1 pseudogene is annotated in these 26,259 nt (G+C 70.3%); it reads right to left on the minus strand.

Going from position 1 to position 26,259, the window contains the following annotated elements:
* Positions 1–29: 29 nt before the first annotated feature.
* Positions 30–26,141: pseudogene (locus ACWFRB_RS05975) on the minus strand (non-ribosomal peptide synthase/polyketide synthase); the annotation flags it as partial.
* Positions 26,142–26,259 lie beyond the last annotated feature (118 nt).

The following is a 26,259-nucleotide window of genomic DNA, read 5'->3' on the forward strand; positions in this document are numbered from 1 at the left end:
CCCTCACGGGCGGGGCCTTTCTCGTGTCGCTACTCGACCGGGCCTGCGAGCAGTTCCCGGAGCACCGGCGCCATCTCCTCGAGCGCGGCGGGGCTCATCATCGCCCAGTGCGTGGTGTGCACGGACCGGTGCCGGACCGTGCCCGACACCGCCGGGCCCCAGGACCGCGCCGCGATGGTGTCGTCCTGGCGTCCCTGCGCCGCGGTGAACAACACCAGGTCGCCGTCGAAGCGGCCGGGGACGTAGCGGCGCATCAGTTCCGCCGAGTTCGTGGCCGACGCGACCATCTGTCGCAGCCACTCCTCGGACACCGCGGAGAGCGGACCGCCGGTGGATGCCCGGATCAGATCCAGCACCTCGTCGATACCGGCCTCCGACGGATCGAGGTCGGCCGTCGCCGCGACGCCGAAGCCGCCGAGGATCTCCTCCGCCGTCACCGCCGCGCCCTCACCGAGTGCGTCCGCAGCCTCGCCCGCGAAGCTGTCGAGCATGATCAGCCGCTCCACCGACTCCCCCGCCGCCTGGAGCTCGACGGCCATGGCGTGCGCGATGACGCCGCCGAGCGACCAGCCCAGCAGCCGGTACGGCCCGCTCGGCTGAACGGCCCGGATCTCCGTCACGTACCGGTGCGCGATCTCCTCGATCGAGTCCGGCAGCGTGGCGTCGCCGGACGCGGCGGGCGACTGCAGACCGTAGACCGGTGTCTGAGCGTCCAGCACAGGGGCCAGGGCGGTGTACGCCCACGACAGCCCCAGCACCGGGTGCACGGCGAAGACCGGCGACCGCTCACCCGCGGCGCGGATCGGAAGCAGGACATCGAACATGTCCGACCCGCCTGCGCTCTCCGCGCCGGACTCGGCGTCGATCGCCGCCGCGATGCCCTCGGCCGTCGGGTCGAGGAACACGGCCCGCAGCGGCACCGTGACCCCGAGCACCTCGGTCAGCCTGGACATCACCCTTGTCGCGGTCAGCGAGTTTCCGCCCAGATCGAAGAAGGACGCGTCCACGGAGACCTTCTCGATCTCGAGGACCTCCGCGAGCACCTCCGCCACGGCGGCCTCGGTGGCCGTGCGCGGGGCCCGGTACTCGCCGGTGTCCTCGAATTCCGGCACCGGCAGCAGCTTGCGGTCCAGCTTGCCGCTGGGGTTGAGCGGGAACTCGTCGAGTCCGACGACCGCGTTCGGCACCATGTACACCGGGAGCACCGTCGCCACGTACCGCTTCAGCTCGTCCGGGTCCACCGTGGCGCCGTCCTCCGGGACCACGTAGGCGACCAGGTGGTCGCCGCGCTCGTCGGACTGCACCAGGACGGCGGTCTGCCGTACCCCGTCGAAGCCCCGCACCGCCGACTCGATCTCCTCGAGCTCGATGCGCTGGCCGCGCAGCTTGACCTGGAAGTCGGTGCGACCGATGTACTCGAGGACCCCGTCCGCCCGTCGCCGGACGAGGTCGCCGGTGCGGTACATCCGGTCGCCGTCGGCTCCGAAGGGGTTCGCCACGAAACGATCCGAGGTGATGCCGGGTCGTGTCAGGTACCCCCGCGCCAGCTGCGGGCCTGCCAGGTACAGCTCGCCGGCCACTCCGGCCGGGGTGGGCCGCAGCCCCGCGTCCAGCACGTGAACCCGGACGTTCCACTGCGGCAAGCCGATCGGCGTCGTGACCGTGTCCTCCGGACGTGCCTCCCAGTTGGTCACCGAGACCGCCGCCTCGGTGGGCCCGTACATGTTGTGCAGGCCCGCGTCGGTCAGCTCGCGCCATCGTGCCGCCGTCTCGGGCGGCAACGCCTCGCCGATCACGAAGGCCCGCTTGAGCGTTCGCAGCGACGGCGCGTCGACGACTGCGACGAACACGCCGAGCGGCGACGGCACGAAGGTCGCCGTGGTGATCCCGTGCCCGGCGATCAACCCGGCCAGGTACTCCATGTCCTTGTGTCCGTCGGGCTTGGCGATCACCAGGCGGGCACCGTTCTGCAGGGCCCAGAAGAACTCCCAGACCGAGACGTCGAACGTCATCGCGATCTGCTGCAGCACCACGTCGTCGGCGCCAAGTCCGTACTCGGACTGCTTCCACACCAGCTGGTTCACGATCGCCCGGTGCGTGAGCACGACACCCTTCGGCTTTCCGGTCGACCCCGACGTGAACATCACGTACGCGGTGTCGTCCAGTCGCAGCGGCCCACGCCGGTCCACGTCGGTCACCGGGGCGTCGTCGTACGCCGAGGTGTCGAGCAGGTCGATCTCGAGCACCTCGAAACGCGGGTCGACGTCGATCCGGTCACGCCGTGTGCCCAGCACGCACACCGGGTCTGCCGTCTCCAGCACATAGGTGGTGCGCTCGGCCGGATGATCGGGGTCGATCGGGACGTAGGCACCGCCGGCCTTGACGATCGCGTACATACCGATCATCAGGTCGAGCGAACGCCGGATTCCCAGGCCCACCATCGACTCCGGGCCGACGCCCAGCTCGATCAGGTACCGCGCCAACCGGTTGGCCCGCGCGTCGAACTCCGCGTAGGTCAGTTCCTCACCCTCGAAGACCAGCGCCACCGCATCCGGGGTCCGGGCCACCTGGGCATCGAAGAGGTCGGCCAGGGTGGCGGCGGGGATCTCGTGATCGGTCGCGTTCCAGCGATCGAGTTCGGCGTACTCCGCATCGGAGAGCACGTCGAGATCCCCGACCTTCGCGGTCGGGTCCCGCTCGATCGCCGCGAGGATCCGATCGACCCGGTCCAGGATCGACTCGACCTCGTCGGGCGCGAACAGGTCGGTCAGGAACTTCGCGTCCAACTGAAGGCGATCGCTCGCCTCGATGTACAGCGACAGCGGGAAGGTGTTCGCGTCCACACCACCGACGCCGAGCAGGCGCATCCCGTCGATGTCCGCGTCGGCGGTCGCGCTCGCGGCGTCGACCGGGTAGGACTCGAACACGGTGATGGTGTCGAACACGGAACCGGTGCCGGTGCGCTGCTGGATCGTCTGCAGACCCACATGGTGGTGCTCGAGCAGGTCCGACTGCTCGCCCTGCAGCCGGAGCAACAGCTCGGTCACCGTCTCCGCCCGGTCCACACTGACGTGCACGGGCAGCGTGTTGATGAACATGCCGACCATCGACTCCACGCCGGTCAGCGCGGGCGGGCGCCCGGAGACGGTCGCGCCGAACACGACGTCGTCGCGGCCGATCAGGCGCGAGAGCACCAGGCCCCACGCCATCTGCACGACGGTGTTGAGCGTGACGCCGAGCTCACGTGCGAGCGACGACAGCGCGCCGGTGCGCTCGGTCGACAGGTGCAGGCTGACCTCGCCGGGGAGCGAGGACTGTTCACGTCCACGGTCCGCGGGCGCGAGCAATGTCGGCTCCTCGGCCCCGAGCATGGAGCCCGCCCACTGCTCAAGCGAGGCCTCGGCGTCGCGGGCGGACAGCCATTCGAGGAAGTCCCGGTAGGACCGGACCGGCGGCAGCACCGATCCGTCGCCACGCGCCGCGTACAGCACGATCAGGTCCTTGAGGAGCAGCGGCATCGACCAACCGTCGACCAGGATGTGATGGCTGGTCATGGCCAGCGAGTACGTGCCGTCCGCACGCCCGACGAGACTGAACCGGACCAGCGGGGGCTCGGACATGTCGAACCGGCGTTGCCGGTCCTCGTCCAGGACCCGCTGCCGCTCCTCGTCACCGTTGTTACCGAGGTCCACCTCGCGGAACTGAACCGGCGCGCCGTCCACGATCACCTGGACGGCATTGCCCGCGTCGTCGTGCCGGAACCCGGCACGCAGGTTCGGGTGCCGGTCGACCAGTGCCTGCGCGGCCGCGCGCAGGCGGCCGGCGTCGACGAGTCCGCCGAGTTCGATCACCACCTGCGAGGTGTAGACGTCGAGCGAGGTGGAGGTCTGCGCCAGCATCGAGTGGAAGAGCATGCCCTCCTGCAGCGGCGTCAACGACCAGACGTCCGCGAGGGTCGGGTACTCCGCCTCGAAACGCTCGATCTCGCTCTGCGACAACGACACCAACGGCAGGTCCGAGGGCGTGAACTGCGCCGACCCGGTCGCCGCGGCCCACCGGCCGATGGCCTCGAGGGCCCGCGACCAGAGTTCGGACAGCTCGCGGACCTCGGACTCGTCGATCAGGCCTGGGGGGAACGCGAAGGTGGCGCTCAGCCGGGCGCCCGTCACCGAGGCGTTGATGTCGACGACCGCGGCCGCGGGCAGGTCCGCGTCCGGAGCAGCGGACACCGAGAGCTCGCCCTTCGGCGCGGGCAGCCACCCGATCGGCGCGGAGTCCGTCGGCTCCTCGCCGCCGAGCTGGCCGAGGTAGTTGAAGCCGATCTGCGGCAACGGCTGAGCGGCCAGCTCGGATGCGGTCCGCTCGTTCAGGTACCGCAGCAACCCGTACCCGATGCCCTTGTTCGGCACGGCCAACAGCTGCTCCTTGACCGCCTTGATGGCCGAGGCAACGGCGGGCCCGCCTGCAAGGGCATCGTCGAGGTCGATCTCGGGCAGGTCGAGTCGGAGCGGGAACATGCTGGTGAACCAGCCGACGGTCCTGGTCAGGTCGGCACCGGGAACGGTGTCTTCCTCGCGACCGTGGCCCTCCAGCTTGATCAACGTCGAGGACTCGTCGACACCGCGATCACGCCGCCACGCAGAGACGGCGAGCGCCAGCGCGGCGAGCAGACCGTCGTTGACGCCGCCCCGGACGGCCGCGGGCACCGCGGTCAGCAGGGCATCGGTGGCCTGCTCGGACAGCACGACCTTCACCTCGGCGATGGATGCGAACAGGTCAACCGCAGGGTCGAGCGCACGCGATGCCAGCAACGGGTCCGCCCCGCCCTGCACCGTTCGCCAGTACGCCATCTCGGCTTCCATGGCCGGGCTGTTCGCCTCCTCGGCCAGTCCGTGTGCCCAACGGCGCATGGACGTCCCGACCGGCGGGAGCTCCGGCGTGGCGCCCGTGGCGACGAACTGCCAGGCCGCCACCAGGTCCGCGACCAGGATGCGCCAGGACACACCGTCGACGACGAGGTGGTGGGCGACGACGAGCAGTCGTCCCGGCCCGGCGGCACCGGGCTCGGGATCGAACCAGACGAACCGGACCACCGAACCGGTGGCGAGGTCGAGCCCCGCGGCGGCGTCCTCGAAGGCGGGGGCCGCGAGTGCGTCGAACTCGGCGCTGCCTGGCATGGCGCCTGCGCCGAACTCGATCCTGGCGACCATCGCGTCCACGTCGACCGAGCCCGCGCCGCCGATCGTCAGGATCGGCTCAGCGCCGGTCTGCGGGATCGACGACCTGAGCATGTCGTGCCGGTCGAAGACCGCACGCAGGGTCGCCACCAGCCCGGCCCGGTCGATGCCCTCGGGCAGCGCCAGGAAGGCGGGCATGAGCATCCGGTTGTGGCCGCCAGGGCGCTCGGTCATCCACCGCATGATCGGGGTGAGCGGCATCTCGCCGACTCCCCCACCCTCGAGTTCGGCGAGCACAGTCGCGCCATCGGACTCGGACGTCAGCGTCGCGACCTGAGCCAGGCCGGCAACGGTCTTGCGCTCGAACACATCCCGCGCCTTGAGGACGATGCCGGCGGCCTTCGCCCTGGTCACCAGCTGGATCGACACGATGCTGTCGCCACCGAGCGCGAAGAAGGAATCCGTGACACTGACCCGCTCGACGCCGAGCACCTCGGCGAACAGGCCGGCCAGGATCTCCTCCACCGGGTTCGTGGGAGCCACGAACGATTCGAGCGAGGAACCGAAATCGGGCTCGGGCAGCGCCTTGCGGTCCACCTTGCCGTTGACGGTCAGCGGGATCGCATCGAGGACCACGATCGCCGACGGCACCATGTGCGCGAGCAGCGAGCGACCGACGAACTCCGTCAGGGCGGCCACGTCGACCGTCGCGGACGCGACAGGAACGACGTACGCCACGAGCACCGTGGCACCCGACGGTCCCTGCCTGCCGACGGTGACCGCGAAGTCCACCGACTCGTGTGCGGACAGCGCCGCGTCGATCTCGCCGAGCTCGATTCGGAAACCGCGAACCTTGACCTGGAAGTCGCTGCGCCCGACGTACTCGATCTCGAGCCTCGACCGGTCGCCCGCCTCGGACCGATCGACCCAACGCACCATGTCGCCGGTGCGATACATCCGGGATCCGGCTTCGCCGAACGGGTTCGCCACGAAGCGGTCCGCGGTCAGCGCGCGGCGGTCGTGGTAGCCGCGTGCCATCTGCGCACCCGCGAGATAGAGCTCTCCCGCGACCCCGACCGGCACCGGACGCATCCGGCGGTCGAGCACCGTCGCGGACATGCCGCGGATCGGCCCACCGATGGTGAGGATCTCGCCCGGGGTCAGTGCCCCGCTGATCGTCGCCATGATGATCGTCTCGGTCGGGCCGTAGCCGTTGTAGAAGTTGCGGCCGGGCGCCCAGATGTCCACCAGGTTGTCCGGCACCGCCTCGCCACCGGCGACCAGGTGCTGCAGGCAGTCCAGGCCCTCCGGCGACACGGACGCGAGCGCGCCCGGGGTGATGAACGCGTGGGTGACGCCTGCCGCGGAGATGATGTCCGCGAGCTCGGTGCCGCCGTACACGCCAGGGGGCACGATCACCATGGCCGCGCCCGCGCCGACGGCGAGCAACAGCTCGAGCATCGATGCGTCGAAGCTCGGCGACGAGAAGTGCAGGGCGCGCGACCGGGCGGTGACGGAATAGCGCTCGCGCTGCTCCGCGGCAAAGTTCGCCAGGCCCTGGTGGCTGACGACGACGCCCTTGGGCAGGCCCGTGGATCCGGACGTGTAGATCACGTAGGCCGCATGCTGTTCTCGCACGGGCGCACGGCGATCCGCGTCGGTGACCGGTTCGGTCGATCCCTGATCCACGGCCGCCGCGAACTCGGGGTCGTCAAGGACGAGCCACGAGACGGTGGTCGGCAGGTCAGGCAGGTGCTCGGCATCGGTGATGCCGAGGAGGGCGGACGAATCGGTGGTCATGTGCTCGATCCGGTCCGACGGGTACGCCGGGTCCATCGGCACGAACGCACCGCCGGACTTCGCGATCGCCCACAACGCGACCTGCGATTCGACAGACCGCGGCAGCGCCAACGCCACGAATGACTCGGGGCCGACGCCACGGTCGATCAGGACCCGCGCCAGCGCATTCGAGCGATCGTCGAGTTCACCGTACGACACGGTCCGGTCGCCCGACACCAACGCCGGGGCATCCCGCTCGGTCGCGGCGGCGGCCAGCAACTCGGGCAGCACGCGGGTGGCCGGCTCCGCGGCCGGGCCGGAGACCGGCGACAGCTCCGCGCGCTCGACCGGATCGGTGACCTCGACGTCGCCGACCGGGGTGGACGGCGCCGAGACGACCGTGCCGAGCACCCTGAGGAAGCGCTCGGACAGGGTCCGGACCGCGTCCTCGTCCACCAGTTCGGTGGCGTGGATGAACTTCAGGTGCAGTGCGCTGTCCAGGCTGGCCGTCATCGCGACCGGGTAGTGCGCGGCATCGATGCCGTCCATGCCGAGCACCCGCATCCCGGCGATGTCGGTCTGCGAGGTCGCACCCGCCATGTCGACGGGGAACGACTCGAACACCGCGAGGGTGTCGAACATCGCGGCTTCGCCTGCGGCGCGCTGGATCTCGGCCAGACCGACGTAGTGGTGGTCGAGCAGGTCGGCCTGCTCGGCCTGCACCCGGGTGAGCAGCTGTGCCACCGACTCCGACGGGTCCAGGTGCACGCGCAGCGGCACGGTGTTGATGAACAGGCCGATCATCGACTCCACGCCGGGGATCTCCGGCGGCCGGCCCGAGACGGTGGCACCGAAGACGGTGTCCTCGCGGCCGGTCAGCGCCCCCAGCAGGATCGCCCAGGAAACCTGCACGAAGGTGTTCGGCGTGACGCCGAGTTCGCGGGCGCGGGCGACGAGTTCCGCGGTCTCCGCAGCACCCAACTGCGTGAGGTACTGACCGGAGGTGCTGTCCTGCTGACGGCCCCGGTCGCCGGAGACGAGCAGCGTCGGCCCCTCCACGCCACCGAGCGAGTCCTCCCACGCCTGCAGCGAGCGCACGTGATCGCGCTCGGCCAGCCACGCCAGGAAGTCACGGTACGAGCGTGCCTGCGGCAGCACCGAGGCGTCCCCGTCCGCCGCGTACAGCACCAGCAGTTCCTTGAGCACCAACGGCGTCGACCAACCGTCGATGGCGATGTGGTGGTTCATCACCACCAGCTCGTACTCGCCCTCGCCGAGGGTGATCAGCGTCAACCGCATCAGCGGCGGCGCGCCGAGGTCGAACTTGGCCAGTCGGTCCTGCTCGACGATCCGGGCCCGCTCCGCACCCCGGTCGGCCTGGCCGAGGCCGGACAGGTCGACGGTGACGAACGGGATCTCGGTGCCCTCGAGCACCACCTGCGCCGCGATGCCCGTGTCATCGGTGACGAAGGCGGTCCGGAAGCTGGGGTGCCGATCGATCAGGGCCTGAGCGGCCCGGCGCATCCGGCCGGCGTCGACGACGCCACCGAGCCGCAGACACAGCTGTGCCGTGTAGACGTCGACGGCGGACTCTGCCAGCGCCGCATGGAAGTACATGCCGTACTGCAGCGGCGAGAGCGACCAGATGTCCGACATCGTCGGGAATCGCGCCTCGTAACGTTCGATCTGCGACTGCGTCAGCGAGACCAACGGAAGGTCGGAGGGGGTGAACCCGCCCGCGCCCTTGCTGCCGGCATGGCTCGCGATCGCATCGAGCGCCCCGGTCCACAGCTCCGCCAACTCGTCGACGTCCGCCGCCGACAGCACTCCGGTCGCGAAGTCGAACACCGTCGAGAGCGTCTCGACGCCTTCGGAGTTCGAGACGACCGCGTTGATGTCGAGCGCGGCGACCGGCATGTCCGGGTCGAGTGCCGACCCCAGTGCGCCGCCGTCGCCGACGGGCACCCAGCCCATGTCGCGCATCTCGTCGGTGACCTCGAATGCGCCGGTCCTGCCGAGGTAGTTGAACCCGATCTGCGGGGCTGCGAAACCACTCAGCTCCGGGGCCGTGTCCGCGTTCAGGTACCGCAACAGTCCGTATCCGATGCCCCGGTCCGGGACGGCGAGGAGCTGTTCCTTGACCAACTTGATCGCCTGGCCTGCGGCAGGGCCGCCCGCGAAGGCGTCGTCGAGGTCCACTCCCGACACGTCGATCCGCACCGGGAACAGCGAGGTGAACCAGCCGACGGTGCGGGACAGGTCCGCACCCTCGACGGCTTCTTCCTCGCGGCCGTGTCCCTCCAGGCCCAGCAGCGTCGCCGACGCGGTGACGCCTCGCCGCTCACGCCAGCGCGCCACGGCGAGGGCAAGGGCGGCGAGCAGTCCGTCGTTGACACCGCCGCCGAACGCCCGCGGTACCGCGGTCAACAGCCCCTCGGTGGTCTCGGCGGATGCCTCGACCCGGACCCCGGCGGTCGCCGACACCACGTCGAGAGCGGGATCGACCGGACGCGACCCGAGCGTCGGGTCGGTCCCCTCGAGCACGCTCCGCCAGTATCCGAGCTCCTCGGTGCGCCGCTCGGACACCGAGGCCTCGGCGAGTCCGTGGGCCCACCGGCGCAGCGAGGTACCGACCTCGGGCAGCTCGGGCTCCGCACCCGACTGCACCTGACCCCATGCGGAAGCGAAGTCCGGCAACAGGATTCGCCAGGACACACCGTCGACCGCCAGGTGGTGGATCACCATCAGCAGGCGACCGTTGGTGACCCCGGCCGACGGGTCGAACCAGACGAACTGGGCCACCAGCCCGGCCGTGGGATCGAGCCGGTCTGCGGCCGCCTCGAACTCGCCACGAACCAGTGCGGTGAACTCCTCGGTGCCGGGCTGCGACGCGAACTCGACGCGGTGGACCAGCCGCGCCGCCGGAACCGACCCGGCCTCGGCGACGGTGAGCCCGGAGCCGTCTTCGTTCCAGCGCAGACGCAGCGCGTCGTGCCGATCGAGGACGGACTGGATCGTCGATTCCACCGTGGCACGGTCGATTCCGTGCGGCAACGTCACGAAGCTCGACTGCGAGAACCGGCGCAGCAGGCCGCCGCGCTCGGCGGTGGCCCGCATGATCGGCGTGAGCGGCATCTCGCCCACGCCGCCACCGGGCAGCTCCGCCAGGGTGGTGGCGGCCGCGGTGGCCTCGCCCGCGACCGCGGCGAGTGCGGCGACAGTGCGGTGCTCGAAGACCTGCCGGGCCGTGAAGGCCAGTCCGGCGGCCTTGGCCCTCGTGACCAACTGGATGGACATGATGCTGTCACCGCCGAGGGCGAAGAACGACTCCTCGACGCTGACCCGCTCCACACCGAGCACCTCCGCGAACACCGCGGCGATCGTCCGCTCCGCGGGGGTGCGGGGCGCGACGTAGGTGTCGGCGACGGAGGCGAACTCCGGCGCGGGCAGTGCCCGCCGGTCCAGCTTGCCGTTGCTGGTCACGGGCATCGCCTCGAGCACGATCAAGGCGTCCGGCACCATGTAGCCGGGCAACGCCCTGGCCACGTCGGCCCGCACGTCGCCGGTGTCGACGGTGACGCCCGTCGCGGCCACCAGGTAGGCGACCAGGCGCTGACCACGTTCGGTGTCCGCCGCGATCACCACCGCCTGGGCCACCGACGGATGGTCGAGCAGGGCCGACTCGATCTCGCCGAGCTCGATCCGCTGACCCCTGATCTTGACCTGGAAGTCGGTGCGTCCCAGATACTCCAGCTGCCCGTCGCGACCCCAGCGCCCGAGGTCACCGGTCCGATACATGACGGAGCCGGGTGCGCCGAAGGGATTCGGCACGAACCGCTCCGCGGTCAGCCCCGACCGGGCGTGGTAGCCGCGGGCAACCTGACCGCCCGCGAGATAGAGCTCTCCCCTGGCACCGGGGACCACCGGGTTCAGGCGCGAGTCGAGCACGTAGGCCTGGCTGTTCCACACCGGGATGCCGATCGGCATCGAGCCGGTCTCGGTGCCGTCGGCCCAGTAGTGCACCGAGGTCAGCGTGGTCTCGGTCGGCCCGTAGGCGTTGTTGATCCCGAGCGACGCGCTCGCCAGCGTGCGGGCTGCGAGCTCGGGACTCAGCGCCTCGCCCGCCAACTGGAGCGATCGCACCGACGGCGGGAACGCCAGCTCGGGGCTGGACAGGAAGGCCGCCAGCATCGACGGCACGAAGCCGAGAGTGGTGACGTTCCACCGACGCGAAACCTCGATGAGGTACTCGGCGTCGCGGTGCCCGTCCGGCTTGGCGATCACCAGGTGACCGCCGGAGATGAAGGGCACGAACAGCTCCCACACCGACGGGTCGAACACGATCGGCGTCTTCTGCAGCACCACATCCGATGCCGTCATCTCGTACTCGCCGATGAACCAGCTGAGCTGGTTGACGATCGCGGCATGACTGACGGCCACGCCCTTGGGCACACCCGTGGAACCGGAGGTGAAGATCACGTACGCGGGGTTGCCGCGGCGCAACGGACGCAACCGCTGGGCGTCGGTGATCGGGGCGGCATCGAGATGACCGGTCGGAGCCGAGTCGATCTCCACGACCGGAACACCGGCAGGCAGCTCGACCCCGTCCCATGACGTGGTGAGAACGGCGACGGGCTGCGCGATCGAGAGCACCAGCTCCAGTCGTTCGGCCGGCTGATCAGGATCGACCGGCACGTAGGCGCCGCCCGCCTTCATCACGGCGTACATCCCGACCATCATCTCGAGCGACCGGCGGGCCGCGAGGACGACCAGCGTCTCGGGTCCGACGCCCTCGGAGATCAGGTGCCGGGCCAGACGATTCACGCGGGCGTCGAACTCGGCGAAGCTGAGGGTGGTCTCCCCGAAGGTCATCGCGGGCGCATCGGGCGTCCGCGCGACCGACCGGTCGATCAGCTCCACCAGGGTGGTCGGCTCCACCGGGACCGCGGTCTGGTTGAACTCGGACAGCACGCGCTCGCGCTCGTCCGGCTCGAGCAGGTCGATGTCCCCGACGACGACCTCGGGGTCGGCGACGGCTGTGGTCAGGATCCGGACGAACCGCTGCGCCATCCGCTCCACGCTCTCGCGGTCGAACAGCGAGGTGGCGAATCCGAACACGCCCGCGAAGCCGGTGTTCCCGGCCTCGTCGGACTGCTGGGAGAAGGAGAGCTCCAGGTCGTACTTCGCCTGGCCCAGGTCGGTGGGAAGCCCGCTGACCGTGAGGCCGGGCAGCTCGAAGACCGGGGTGTCGACGTTCTCGAAGCCGAACGACACCTGCACCAACGGGGCATGCGCGGTCGACCGTTCCGGGTCGAGGATCTCGACGAGCCGCTCGAACGGCAGATCGGCATGCGAGAAGGCCTGCAGGTCGCCCTCGCGCACCGCCTCGAGAACCGACCGGAAGGTGTCGGCCGACTCCATCTGCGTGCGCAACACGAGGGTGTTGACGAACATGCCGACGATCGGGTCGAGTGCCTCCTCGCCACGACCGGCGACGGCGGTGCCGACCGCGATGTCGCCGGTGCCGCTCAGGTGCATCAACAGCACCGCGTAGGCGGCCTGCATCACCATGAACGATGTGGTGCCCGTCGTCCGCGCGAGCGCGTCGATCTGGGTCGACAGCTGCGACGGGACCTCGAAGTCCACCCGCTCGCCCCGCATCGACTGCATGGCGGGCCGTGGGCGGTCGGTCGGCAGCTCCAGCAGATCCGGCAGGCCGGACAGGGCATCACGCCAGTGGTCGACCTGCTTGGCGATCACCGACTCCGGATCCGATTCCGCGCCGAGGACCTCGCGCTGCCAGAGCGCGTAGTCGGCGTACTGCACCGGCAGCGGTTCCCAGTGCGGCGCCTCGCCCTGCGACCGCGCCACGTAGGCACTCATCACGTCCCTGGCGAGCGGCGCCATCGAGGAGCCGTCGGCGCTGATGTGGTGCACCACGACCAACAGCACGTGCTGCTCGGCCGAAACCTCGAACAGCGCCGCCCGCACCGGCATCGAATCCGTGACGTCGAAGCCCCGGCCTGCGAACTCCGCCGCCCTTGCCATCAGCTCGGGCTCCGTGACGGCGATCCGGGCGAGCTCGATCGACGCCGCGCCCACCTCGATCACGCGCTGTTCCGGTCCGTCCTGGCCGGAGGGGTAGATCGTCCGCAGCGACTCGTGCCTGGCCAGCACGTCGAACATGGCCTGCTGCAATGCCTCCACGTTCAGCACACCGGACAACCTGACCCCGAGCGGGATGTTGTACGCGGCCGAGGCGGTGTCGAACTGGTTGAGGAACCAGATCCGCTTCTGTGCCATCGACAGCGGGATCCGGCCGGTCCGCGGCCGCGCGACCAGCGCGGGGCGGTCGACGTCCCTGCCGGACATCGATGCCGCGGCCACCGCCAGCGACTCCACCGTTGGGGCGTCGAACAGTTCTCGCACACCCATCGCGACACCGAGCGCGGCGTTCACCCGTGCCACCACCCGGGTGGCCACCAGTGAGTTGCCGCCGATGTCGAAGAAGTCCTGGTCCACCGAGACCCGGTCCACGCCGAGGACGTCGGCGAAGACTCCAGCGATCACCTCTTCCACCGGGTTGCGCGGGGCGCGGTACTCGGCGGCCGACTCGAAGACCGGCTCGGGCAGTGCCCTGCGATCCAGCTTTCCGTTGGGCGTCAAAGGGATCGAATCGAGCTCGACGAAGGCCGAGGGCACCATGTGCGCGGGCATCTCGACGCCCGCGTACTCGGCCAGGACCGACCTGTCGACGCTCCGACCGGCGCCTGCGAGCACGTACGCCACCAGCACCGTGTTGCCCGAGGCGGTCTTGTGGCCGATCGTCGCCGCGAACTCGACGCTCTCGTGCCGAGTGAGAACCGCGTCGATCTCGCCGAGCTCGATGCGGAAGCCGCGGACCTTGAGCTGGAAGTCGCTGCGGCCAACGTATTCGATGGCCAGCACGCCGTCGTTCTCGATCCAGCGCACCACGTCGCCGGTCCGGTACATCCGGGATCCGTCGTCCGCGAACGGGTTCGCGACGAAGCGGTCCGCCGTCAGCGCGAACCGCTGGTGATAACCGCGGCCAAGCGCGGGGCCCGCGAAGTACAGCTCGCCGGGCACCCCGACCGGGACCGGGTGCAGGCGGCCGTCGAGCACCATCGCGTCGGCGCCGCGGACGGGGCCGCCGATGTTGATCGATCCGCCCGGCACCATCGGCCGGCTCATGGTGATCACCATCGACGTCTCGGTGGGACCGTAGACGTCGAACAGGCGCCTGCCGGGCGCCCACCTGGCGACCAGCTCGGCCTGCACGGCCTCGCCGCCGACCGCGACGTCGGTGAGCTCGTCCAGCCCGACCGGGTCGACGGTCGCCAGGGCGGCCGTCGTGACGAATGCGTGGGTCACCCGCTCCTCACGGAGGAAGTCACCCAGCTCCTGGCCGCCGTAGATGCTCGGCGGCGCGATCACCATCGTTGCGCCGGAACCGATCGCGAGAAGCAGTTCCAGCACCGCACCGTCGAAGCTCGGCGACGCGAAATGCAGGGTCCGTGAGTCACGGGTCACCGAGTAGTGCTCACGCTGCGCCGCAGCGAAGTTCGCGAGGCCGGTGTGCGTGACGAGCACGCCCTTGGGCTTGCCGGTGGAGCCCGAGGTGTAGACCATGTAGGCCCCCGACTCGAGCGTCAGCGGCCGGACCCGATCGGTGTCGGTGATCGGCTCGGACGACTGTTCGTCGACCGAGGCGGAGAACTCGACGTCGTCGAGCGCCAACCAGCTCACCGAGCCGGGCACGGAGTCGATGCTCGCCAGGTCGGTGAGCCCGACCCGGACACCGGAATCCGCGGCCAGGTACTCGATCCGCTCCTGCGGGTACGACAGGTCGAGCGACACGAAGGCGGCGCCGGTCTTGGCGATCGCCCAGACCGCGAGCACCGACCCGGCGGACCGGGACAACGCCACCGCGACGAAGTCCTCGGCGCCGACGCCTGCTCCGATGAGCCTGCGCGCCAGCCTGTTCGAGAGTTCGTCGAGCTGGCTGTACGTCATCGCGAGGTCACCGAACTCCACCGCGTGCGCATCGGGGTTCAGCGCGACGGCCGCGGCAAGCAACTCCGGCAGGGTGGCCGGGGCGATGCTCGGGAATCCGGACACCGGTGAGAGCCGCGCTTGCTCCTGCGAGTCGAGCAGGCTCAGGTCGCCGACCGCCTGCGCGGGAGCCGCGACAACGGCCTCCAGGACCCGCAGGAAGCGAGTGGCGAAGTCCCGGACCGTCGACTCGTCGAACAGATCGGAGGCGTACGTGAACTCGGCGGTCAGCCCGCCGCCGCCCGCGGGATCGCTCTCCATCATCATCAGCTGCAGGTCGAACTTCGCGACCTGCAGTCCGCTCTCCAGCGCGCTCACCGTGAGCCCCGGCAGTTCGAGCGCGGCCTGCTCGAGGTTCTGGAACCCGAGGATCACCTGGGCGAACGGCGAATGCGCACGCGAACGGGTGGGATTGAGTGCCTCGACCAACTGCTCGAACGGCACGTCGGCGTTGCCGAAGGCACCGAGGTCGGTCTCCCGAACCTGCGCGAGGAGCTCGGCGAAGGAAGCATCCGCATCGATGGCCGTACGTAGCACCAGCGTGTTGACGAACATGCCGACGAGATCGTCGAGCTGACGTTCACCGCGTCCCGCGACGGGCGTCGCGATGGCGACGTCGTCGGTGTTGCCGAGCCGAGACAGGAACACCACGAGCGCCGCGTGCACGGCCATGAACAGGGTGGCCCCGTGTTCGCGGGCGAGCGCATCCAGGCGTCCACGCAGCTCGGGGTCGACGGCGAAGGAGACGCTGCCTGCCCGGAAGGACTGCTGCGAGGGCCGCGGGCGGTCCCCCGGGAGCTCGAGGACCTCGGGGATCCCGGCGAGTGCCGTTCTCCAGTACTCGATCTGCTGCGCCGCCAACGACTTCGGATCGTCAGGGGTGCCGAGGACCTCGCGCTGCCAGATGCTGAAGTCCGCGTACTGGACCTCGAGCGGGGTCCACCGCGGCGCCTCGCCCGCGGTGCGCGCGAGGTAGGCGGTGATCAGATCCCTGGCCAGCGGCGCGGTCGAGGCGCCGTCGGACGAGATGTGATGGATCGACATCGCCAGCACGTGCTCGGCGACGTCCGCGTCGCCGACCCGGACGATCCTGACCCGCAACGGGATCCCGGTCGTCACGTCGAAGCCCTCGGAGAAGAACGCGACCAGCTCGGCCGCGAGGCCGGACTCGGAGACGGTCGCGGTGCTCACGTCCAGGTCGACGTCCGCCGCAGGCACGATCATCTGGTACGGACCGTCGTCGGTGTTCGGGAACATCGTCCGCAGGGACTCGTGGCGTTCGAGAACGTCAGCGAGCGCGGCCCTGAGGATGCCGGTGTCGAGTGCGCCGCTGAGCCTGATCGCCATCGGGATGTTGTAGACCGGCGACGAGGTGTCGTACTGGTTCAGGAACCACATACGAGACTGAGCCAGCGACAACGGGATCCGACCGGAACGCGGTCGGGCCGACAGTTCGCTGCGCGCCTCGGCCCGGCCTTCCCCGCCTTCGATCCGGGCGGCCAGTTCGGACACCGTCGGCGCCTCGAAGAGGTCGCGCAGACGGAGCGCCGCCCCGGTACCCGCGTTGACCCGGGCCACGACCTTGGTCGCGACGAGCGAGTCGCCGCCGAGGGCGAAGAAACTGTCGGTCGCGGACACCCGTGGCACCGACAGCAGTTCGCCGTACACGGCCGCGACGATCTCCTCGACGACGGTCGCGGGCGCCCGGTAGGACTCCTCCGCGGAGCCGAAATCGGGATCCGGCAGCGCCTTCCGATCGACCTTGCCACTGGGGGTCAGCTCGAACTCGTCGAGGACCACGACCGCCGAGGGCACCATGTAGTCGGGCAGGGCGCGCCGGGCGACCTCGGTGACCGCCTCGTCGAGTCCGTCCGCGGAGTCGGCGGGAACCACGTAGGCGACCAACCGGTCGATCCCGGTCTCGGTGGTCTTGACCACCACGGCGACCTGACCCACCCGCGGGTCGGCCAGCAACGCCATCTCGATCTCACCGAGCTCTACCCGCAGACCACGGATCTTGACCTGGAAGTCGGTGCGGCCGACGTACTCGAGCTCGCCGTCGGTGTTCCAGTACACGACGTCGCCGGACTGGTACATCCGCTCGCCGCCGCCACGGAACGGGTTCGCCACGAACCGGGCCGCGGTGAGCGCGAACCGGTTTCCGTAGCCGCGGGACACACCGACACCGCCGATGTACAGCTCACCCGCGACGCCGGGGGGCACCAGGCGCAGGTGCTGGTCGAGCACGTACAGCTCGTAGTTCGGCAGCGCGGGCCCGATCGGCACCCGGCCGTCGGGATAGCCGGTGGTCACCGACCGCAACCGGTGATCGGTGATCATGTCGGTGGCCTCGGTCGGCCCGTAGTTGTTGTGCAGCCGGGTGCCCGCAGCCTCGAGGTGCGCGAGCCTGGCCGGGTTGAACGACTCGCCGCCCAGGTGCAACGACCGCAGCGCAGGCAGCACCGACTGGTCCGCGTCCGCGTCGAGCAGCGTGGCGAACGCGCTCGGCGCCAGGTTCGCGTTGACCACCGAGCCGCCACCGATGATCTCGAGGATCTCGATCGGGTCGAAGGGGTCCCCCGCCAGGTGCAGCACGCCACCGTCGGACAGCGTGACCCACACGTTCTTCTGCGTCTGGTCGAAGACCGGCGAGTTCGCGACCAGCGCACCGTCACCCGGCTCGAGGCGGATCTCACCGCGGTACCACTCGGCGGTGTTGAGGACGCCTGCCATCGGCACCAGGGTCGGCTTCGGCCTGCCGGTCGATCCCGAGGTGGTGATCACGTAGGCGAGTCGGTGACCGGCACCGGGTTCGGTCCAGCGGTTCGGCGGGGCCGTCTCCGGCCTGCTCGCGAGCCGGGCCTCGGTGTCCGCATCGCCAAGCCGCACGAGCGCTCCGGAGTAGGCGAGCTCCTCGCTCCACCCGTCCGCGAGCACCACGGCCCCGACCTCGCAGTCCTCCAGAACGGCTGCGATCCGGTCCGCGGGCGCCTTCGCGTCGACCGGCAGGTAGGCCGCGCCGACCTTCCACGCCGCGAGCATGCCGACCACCCAGTCCACCGACCGCGGGACGATCAGGGCCACCACGTCATCGATGCCGACGCCCGACGCGATCAGCTCATGAGCCAACCGGTTGGCGCGACGCTCGAGCTCGCCGCGCGTGACGCTCGTGCCCGATGCCACCACCGCGATCGCGGACGCGTCCTCGGCCACCCGTGCGTCGATGCGTTCGAGCAACGTCTCCGAGGTGCGGGCGAGTTCGGTGCGGTTGTACGAGCCGAGCAGTTGCAGCTCGTCGTCGGTGACCAGCCGCAGCGAACCGACGTTCGCCTCCGGACGCGCCACGAACTCGCGCAGCACCCGGATCGTGCGGTCGAGATGACCCGCAACGGTCGCCTCGTCGAAGGCCTCGTGCTGGAACTCGGCGGCGAGGTGCAGACGGCCGTCGACGGGAGCGGCCACGATCGAGAGCGGGAAATGGCTCGCGGCAGCGGATTCCACACCCATCAACCGCATCCCGGCGATGTCGACGTCGCCGCCGACTCCGGAGGTGTCCACCGGATAGGACTCGTAGATCACGGCGGTGTCGAACAGTGCGGCGTCACCCGCCGCCCGGTGGATGTCGGTCAGCCCGACGAAGTGGTGGTCGAGCAGGCCCGCCTGCTCCGACTGCAGGCGTGCGAGCAGCTCGCGAACCGGCTCGTGCGGAACGAGCCGCACGGCAACGGGAATGGTGTTGATGAAGAGTCCGGCCATCGACTCGACGCCGGACAGGTCCGACGGTCGACCGGACACGGTTGCACCGAACACGACGGTGCCACGGCCGCTGAGCATGCCGAGCACGACGCCCCAGGCCGTCTGCACCAGCGTGTTCAGCGTGACGCCAAGCTCTGCCGCGAGCGCCTCGGCACCCGCGGTCTCCTCGGCGGAGAGCGAACCCTCCACCTTGCCCGGCACCGCGGCGTGGTTGACGCCCTGCACCGCCGGCGCGAGCAGGGTCGGATCATCCGCTCCGGCAAGCGCGTTCCGCCAGGTCTCCAGCGACTGTGCGCGGTCCTGTCCGGCGAGCCAGTGCAGGTAGTCCTTGTAGTCCCTGGCCCGCGGCAGCGCCGAATCGTCGCCGTCCATGGCGTAGAGCGCCATCAGCTCACGGATGACCAGCGGGGTCGACCAGCCGTCGAGGATCACGTGATGGTTGGTGAACACGAGCTGCCAGCGATCGGCCGCCAACGCGAGCAGGGTCAGCCGGACCAGCGGCGGCGTCGCCATGTCGAAGCCCCTCGCGCGGTCCGCATCGAGGATCCGCTGCCGCTCGGCCGCCCTCGACTCCTCGTCGAGGCCGCTGAGGTCGTGCAGCGCGAGCGGGGCCCGGGTGTCGCCGACCACGACCTGGACCGATCCCACTGCCTCGTCCACGAGGAACACCGAACGCAGGTTCGGGTTCCGGACGAGGAGCCGGTCGGCGGCGCGCCGCAGCCGGTCGGCGTCGACCGATCCGGCCAGGTCGAGCACGAACTGCGCGGTGTAGACGTCCACCACGTCCGGCATGCCCTCGGTGAGCAGCGCGTGGAAGAGCAGGCCGTGCTGCAGCGGGGACAGGGACCACAGGTCCTCGACGCTCGGATAGCGCGACTCGAACAGTTCGATCTGGTCCTGCGACAGGGACACCAGTGGCAGGTCGGACGGGGTCAGACCGCCTGCCGCCTCGGTGCGCGCGTGCGCGCTGATCGCGGTCATCGCGGCGCGCCAGAATCCGGCGAACTCCTCGACCTCGGCCTCGGTGAGCACACCGGTCGCGAAGGACAGGGTGGCCGACAGGCCACCGCCCGGCAGCACCGACGCGTTGATCTCCAACGCCGACTCGGGCGCCATGGCCGGATCGGCCGCGCCGCCGAGCACGCCGCCGTCGGTGACCGGGATCCAGCCGAGGCCACGGATCTCGTCGGTGAGTTCCCCGGTCCCAAACCGGCCGAGGTAATTGAAGCTGATCTGGGGAACCGCCCCGGAGCTCAGCTCCGCGCTGGTCTCCTGGTTGAGGTACCGCAGCAGGCCGTACCCGATGCCGTTGTCCGGCACCGCCAGCAGCTGCTCCTTGACGGCCTTGACCGCCGCTCCCGCCGCTGCCCCGCCCGCGAGTGCGTCATCGAGGTCGGCCCCACCGAGGTCGAGCCGAACGGGGTACACGCTGGTGAACCACCCGACGGTCCGCGAGAGATCCGCGCCCGGCGCGACCTGGTCCTCGCGGCCGTGTCCCTCCAGGGTGATCAGGGTCGAGGACTCCGCCGCGCCGCTTCCGCCGCGGGCTCGCCGCCATGCGGCGACGGCGAGGGCGAGGGCCGCGAGCAGTCCGTCCTGGGCGCCGCCCCGGAATCGGGCGGGCACCCCGGTGAGTAGCCCGTCGGTCACATCGGCGGGCAACTCGAGAGACACCTGTCCCCTGGTCGCCACGGTATCGAGCTGCGCGTCGAGTGGCCGCGATCCGATCGGCGCCTCCGGCGTCGCCAGAACCTCACGCCAGTAACCGAGCTCGGCCACCCGCGAGTCCGAACGTGCCTCGTCCGCGAGGGCGTGCGCCCACCGGCGCATCGAGGTGACCTCCGGCTCGAAGCTCGGCGTTCCGCCCGCGACGATCTGGCCCCAGGCCGAGGCAAGGGCGGGCACCAGCAGGCGCCAGGACACGCCGTCCACAACGAGGTGGTGCAGTACCAGGAGCAGGCGACCGTTCGCCTCACCGAGCTGCGATGCCGGATCGAACCAGACGACCTGCACCATCACGCCGGCGGCAGGGTCGAGTCGGTCCGCGGCCGTGTCCAGTGCCGCAGCCGCGATCCGCTCGAATCCCGCACTGCCGGGAGCATTCTCGGAATCGAACTCGATCCGGTCGATCACGGTGTTCGCGTCGACCGCACCGAGCTCACGGGCGCGCAGCACGGGTGCGTCCCCGTCCGCGGAGGTCAGCACCGACCGCAGCATCGGATGCTGGTCGAACACCGCCTGCACCGTCGCCGCCAGGGTGTCGCGGTCGAGTCCGAGCGGTGCCGTCAGCAACACCGCCTGGGAGAACCGCGACCCCGCGCCGTTCTCCAGCGCCAAGCGCGCCACCGGCAGCAGCGGCATGTCGCCGACACCGCCGCCCGCGAGCTCCTCCAGCACCGCGGCGTCCGTCTCCGCGGCCGTCGTGGCGACCAGTGCCAGACCGGTGACGGTCTTGCGCTCGAAGACGTCCCTGGCCTTGATCAGCACGCCCGCGGCCTTCGCCCGGGCCACCAACTGGATGGAGACGATGCTGTCGCCGCCCAACGCGAAGAACGAGTCGGCGACGCTGACCCGGTCGACGCCGAGCACCTCGGCGAACAGGCCGGCCAGGAGTTCCTCCATCGCGTTCGACGGAGCGACATACGATTCCGCGGCCGAGCCGAAGTCGGGTTCCGGCAGCGCTTTCCGGTCCACCTTGCCGTTGATCGTCACGGGCAGCGCGTCGATCACCACGATCGCCGACGGCACCATGTGCGGGGCCAGCGAACGGGACACGAACTCCGTCAGCTCGCGGTCGGCGAGCGCGGCACCGGGCACCGGCACGACGTAGGACACCAGCACGGTGGCACCGGCCGGTCCCTCCCGGCCGATCGTGTATGCGGTGTCGACGGACTCGTGCGCCGCGAGTGCGCCGTCGATCTCACCGAGCTCGATCCGGAAGCCGCGCACCTTGAGCTGGAAGTCGCTGCGCCCCACGTACTCGATCTCGAGCCGGGACCGGTCGCCCGCGGCGGATCGGTCGACCCAGCGGACGAGGTCACCGGTGCGGTACATCCGTGCACCCGCCCCGCCGGACACGTCGGCCACGAACCGGGTCGAGGTCAGGTCGAAACGGCCGTGATAGCCGCGGGCCAGCGCCGGACCCGCGAGATAGAGCTCACCCGTCACACCGAAGGGGACGGGGCGAAGTCGCCCGTCGAGGACCACTGCGGACACCCCGCGGATCGGGCCACCGATGGTGACCGGCGCGCCCGCGACCATCGGTTCCGAGATCGTCGCGATCATGGTGGTCTCGGTGGGGCCGTACAGGTTCCGGAAGGGATAGGTGGGCGCCCACTTGGCCACCAGCTCCGGGCTGACCGCCTCGCCCGCCACCGAGATCGACTCCAGGTCGACCAGGCCGGTGGGATCGACGGTGTTCAACGCGGCGGGTCCCGTGTAGCCGTGCGTCACCCGCTGCTCGAGCATCACCTCGCGCAGCTCGTCGCCGCCGTAGATGCCGGGTGCCACGATGACGGCGGCCGCGCCCGCGACCGAGGCCATCAGCAGTTCCCACACCGCGCCGTCGAAGCTCGGCGACGCGAAGTGCAGCACCCTCGACGTGGCCTGCACGCCGAACTTCTCTCGGTGCTCGGCGACGATGTTGACCAGGCCGGTGTGCGTGACCGCCACGCCCTTGGGGAGCCCGGTGGAGCCGGAGGTGTAGACCATGAACGCCGGGTTGTCCACGCGCGCAGGCGTGGTGCGGTCGGCATCGAGGATCGGATCCGTGCGCTCGGCGTTCCAGTCCGCCAGGAAACCCGGATCGTCCATCGCCAGCCAGCGCACACCGGACGGCAGTCCGGCGAGCGCCCCGGTCGTGGTCAGGCCGAGCGTCGCCCCCGAGTCCGAGGCCATGTGCTCGATCCGGTCGGCGGGGTAGGCGGGGTCGATCGGCACGAACGCCGCGCCGGTCTTCGCGACGGCCCACACCGCGACCGCCGACTCGATCGACCGCGCGAGCGAGAGCGCCACGAAGGTCTCGGGACCGGCTCCGTGCGAGATCAACACCCGGGCAAGGGCGCTGGACCGATCGTCGAGCTCCCCGTAGGACACCACGCGGTCACCGGAGACCAGGGCAGGGGCACCGCGTTCCGCGGTTCCGGAGGTCAGCAGCGCCGCCAGCGAGACCGGGTCCGCGGAATCCGCGCCGCGCACCGGCATGAGGGCCAGGCGCTCGTCCTGGCTGGTGATCTCCACGTTGCCGACCGGAACCGACGGATCGGCGGTGACCGCCTCGAGCAGACGCACGAACCGCTCTCCGAGGGTGCGCACGCTCGATTCGTCGAACAGGTCTGTCGCGTACACCAGGGTGCCGGTCATCCCCGACTGATCGGCCTTTTCGCCCACCGAGAGCTGCAGGTCGAACTTCGCGAAGGTCACGCCGGGGTCGACCTCGCCGACCGTGAGGTCGGGCAGTTCCAGGACCGCGGCCTCGGTGTTCTCCAGCGCGATGACCACCTGGAAGATCGGCGAGTGCGCGGTGGACCGCTCGGGCGCGAGGAGTTCCACCAGGCGCTCGAACGGCACATCCGCGTGCGCGAGCGCACCGATGTCCGATTCCCTTGTGCTGCGAAGCATCTCGACGAACGACTTCGCCGGGTCGACCACGGTCCGCAACGCGAGGGTGTTGACGAACATGCCGACGAGGTCGTCGAGTTCACGCTCGCCGCGACCCGCGGTGGGTGTACCGAGGACGATGTCGTCCGTGCCGGACAGCTTCGAGAGGAGCACGGCGAACGCGGCGTGCACGGCGGTGAACAGGGTCGCCTCGTGCTCGCGCGCCAGCTCGAGCAAGCGGCCGTGCAGATCCTGGCCGATCTCGAACTCGACCCGAGCGCCCTCCATGGAGATGACCGCGGGACGCGGGCGATCGGTCGGCAGCGGCAGCACCTCCGGGATCCCGGCGAGCTCGTCGACCCAGTAGCCGACCTGCCGCGCCAGCAGCGATTCCGGGTCGTCCTCGACGCCGAGCAGCTCGCGCTGCCACATCGCGAAATCCGCGTACTGGACGTCGAGCGGCGCCCACGCCGGGCGCTCGCCGCTCGCCCAGCTCGAGTACGCGATGACGACATCCCTCGCCAGCGGCGCCATCGACGCGCCGTCCGAGGAGATGTGATGCACCAGGAACAGCAGGACGTGCTCGTCCTCGGCCAACCGGAACAGGCGCGGCCGGACCGGGATCTCGACGGTGACGTCGAAGCCCTGAGACGCGAGGTCCGCGAGCGTGGTCATCAGGTCGGCCTCGTCACGGACCTGGACCGGGGTCAGATCGATGTCGAGTCCGCCTGCGGGCAGCACCACCTGATGCGGGCCGTCCCCGTCGTCCGGGAACACGGTGCGCAGGGACTCGTGCCGCTCGAGCACACTCGTCACCGCGGCCGCCAATGCCTCGGTGTCGAGGGCACCGGTCAGCCGGATACCGAGCGGGAGGTTGTAGGCGGGCGACGAGGTGTCGAACTGGTTGATGAACCACATCCGAGACTGAGCCAGCGACAACGGGATCCGGTCGGGTCGCGGCTGCGCCACGAGTTCCGGCCGACGACGACCGGTCCCGGCCCCCGCGGCCGCGAGAGCGGCAAGCCCGGCCACCGTGGGTGCATCGAACACCTCGCGCAGATTCACATCCGAGCCGAGTGCCGCGTTGGCCCGCGCCACCACCCGGGCCGCCGACAGCGAGTTGCCGCCGATCTCGAAGAACGAATCGTCGGCGCCGACCCGCTCGATGCCGAGGATCTCACCGAAGATCTGCGCCACCACGATCTCGGCCGGGGTCGACGGCTCCCGGTAGTGATCGGAATGCGACTCGAACTGCGGGCGCGGCAGCGCCTTCCTGTCGATCTTTCCGCTCGTGTTGAGCGGCATCTCGTCGAGCACGAGCAGCAGGTCGGGAACCATGTACGCCGGCAGGGTCCGGCCCACGTCGGCCAGCGCCTGATCGGTGTCGATCGTCGCGCCCGCGACGGCGGTCACGTACCCGACGAGGCGCTGCACCCGGTTGTCGTCGTGCACGACGACGATGGACTGCAGGACATCGGCATTCGCGACCAGTACGGATTCGATCTCACCGAGCTCGATCCGGAGACCACGGATCTTGACCTGGAAGTCACTGCGCCCCAGGAACACCAGCTCACCGTCGCTGCGCTCGCGCACCAGGTCGCCGGTCCGGTAGAGCCGGGCGCCGCCGGAGCCGAACGGGCTCGCGATGAATCGTGATGCGGTCAGTGCGGTCATGCCGCCGTAGCCGCGGCCGACCGCGTTGCCACCGATGTAGAGCTCACCCGTGATACCCGCGGGCACCGGCCGCAGGCGGCCATCGAGGACGTGGTAATCCACACCCTCCCATGCGGTACCGATCGGGATCTGGCCCTGCTCGGCGTCAGGTGCAGAGAGGTCCAGCTCGTAGATCGACGTGACGTCGGAGGCCTCGGTCGGACCGTAGCTGTTGATCATCCGCGTCTCGGTGCCGATCAACCCGTTGTACGCGGCGGGCCGGATCTGCTCACCGCCGAGGATCACGGCGCCCAGGTTGGTCAGCACGCCCTCGGTGTCGAGGTCGGCCAGCACCTCGAATGCGCTCGGCGCCATGTTGGCGATCTGGACGTCCCCGGTCCCGATCTGACGCAGGATCGGCTGCGGGTCGAAGCCGTCCTCCGACAGGTGCAGCACGCCGCCGTACGCGAGCGCGACCCAGATGTTCTTCTGGGTCAGGTCGAACAGCGGCGAGTTCGCCATCAGGACACCGGTGCCCGCGCCGAAGTCCAGCATGCGGCGGTAGGCCTGGAAGGTGTTGGAGACGCCGCGCATCGGCACCAGGGTCGGCTTCGGACGGCCGGTCGAACCCGACGTCGAGATGACATAGGCCAGCCGCATGCCCGCGTCGTCGTCCAGCCAGGGGTCCCGCTCCAGATCCGTCGCGTCGTACGCCTGCAGGCGTGCCACGGTGTCGGGATCGTCGAGGACCGTCACCTCGAAGGTCGCGTCCGCCAGCGCGGGCCAACCGCTCAGTGCGACCACGGCCCTGGCCCCGCTCGCCTCGATGAGCCCCTCGGTCCGCTCGATGGCCCACGCGGGGTCGAGCGGCGAGTAGGCGGCGCCGAGCTTCCACGCCGCGAGCATTCCGACGATCCACTCGAGTGAACGGGGAACGATCAGGGAGACCACGTCGTCGGGTCGCACCCCCCGTGCGGCGAGTTCCCGCGCCAACTGGTTGGCCCTGCGGTTGAGCTCACCACGAGTGGTCGGGCGGCCGTCCTCGACGACGGCGATCATCTCGGGATCGCGCTCGACCCACTCCTGCCACAACGCGACGGCCGAGACCAACGGCCATCCATCGGCCGGCGCCTCGGCGGCCTCCTCGGGAAGGTCGAGGGTGGAGGCGTCGGTGTGGATCCTGTCGAGCACGCCACCGATGCCGCCCTCGGCGGCAACGATC

The sequence above is a fragment of the Rhodococcus sp. NPDC055112 genome (genome assembly GCF_053607505.1).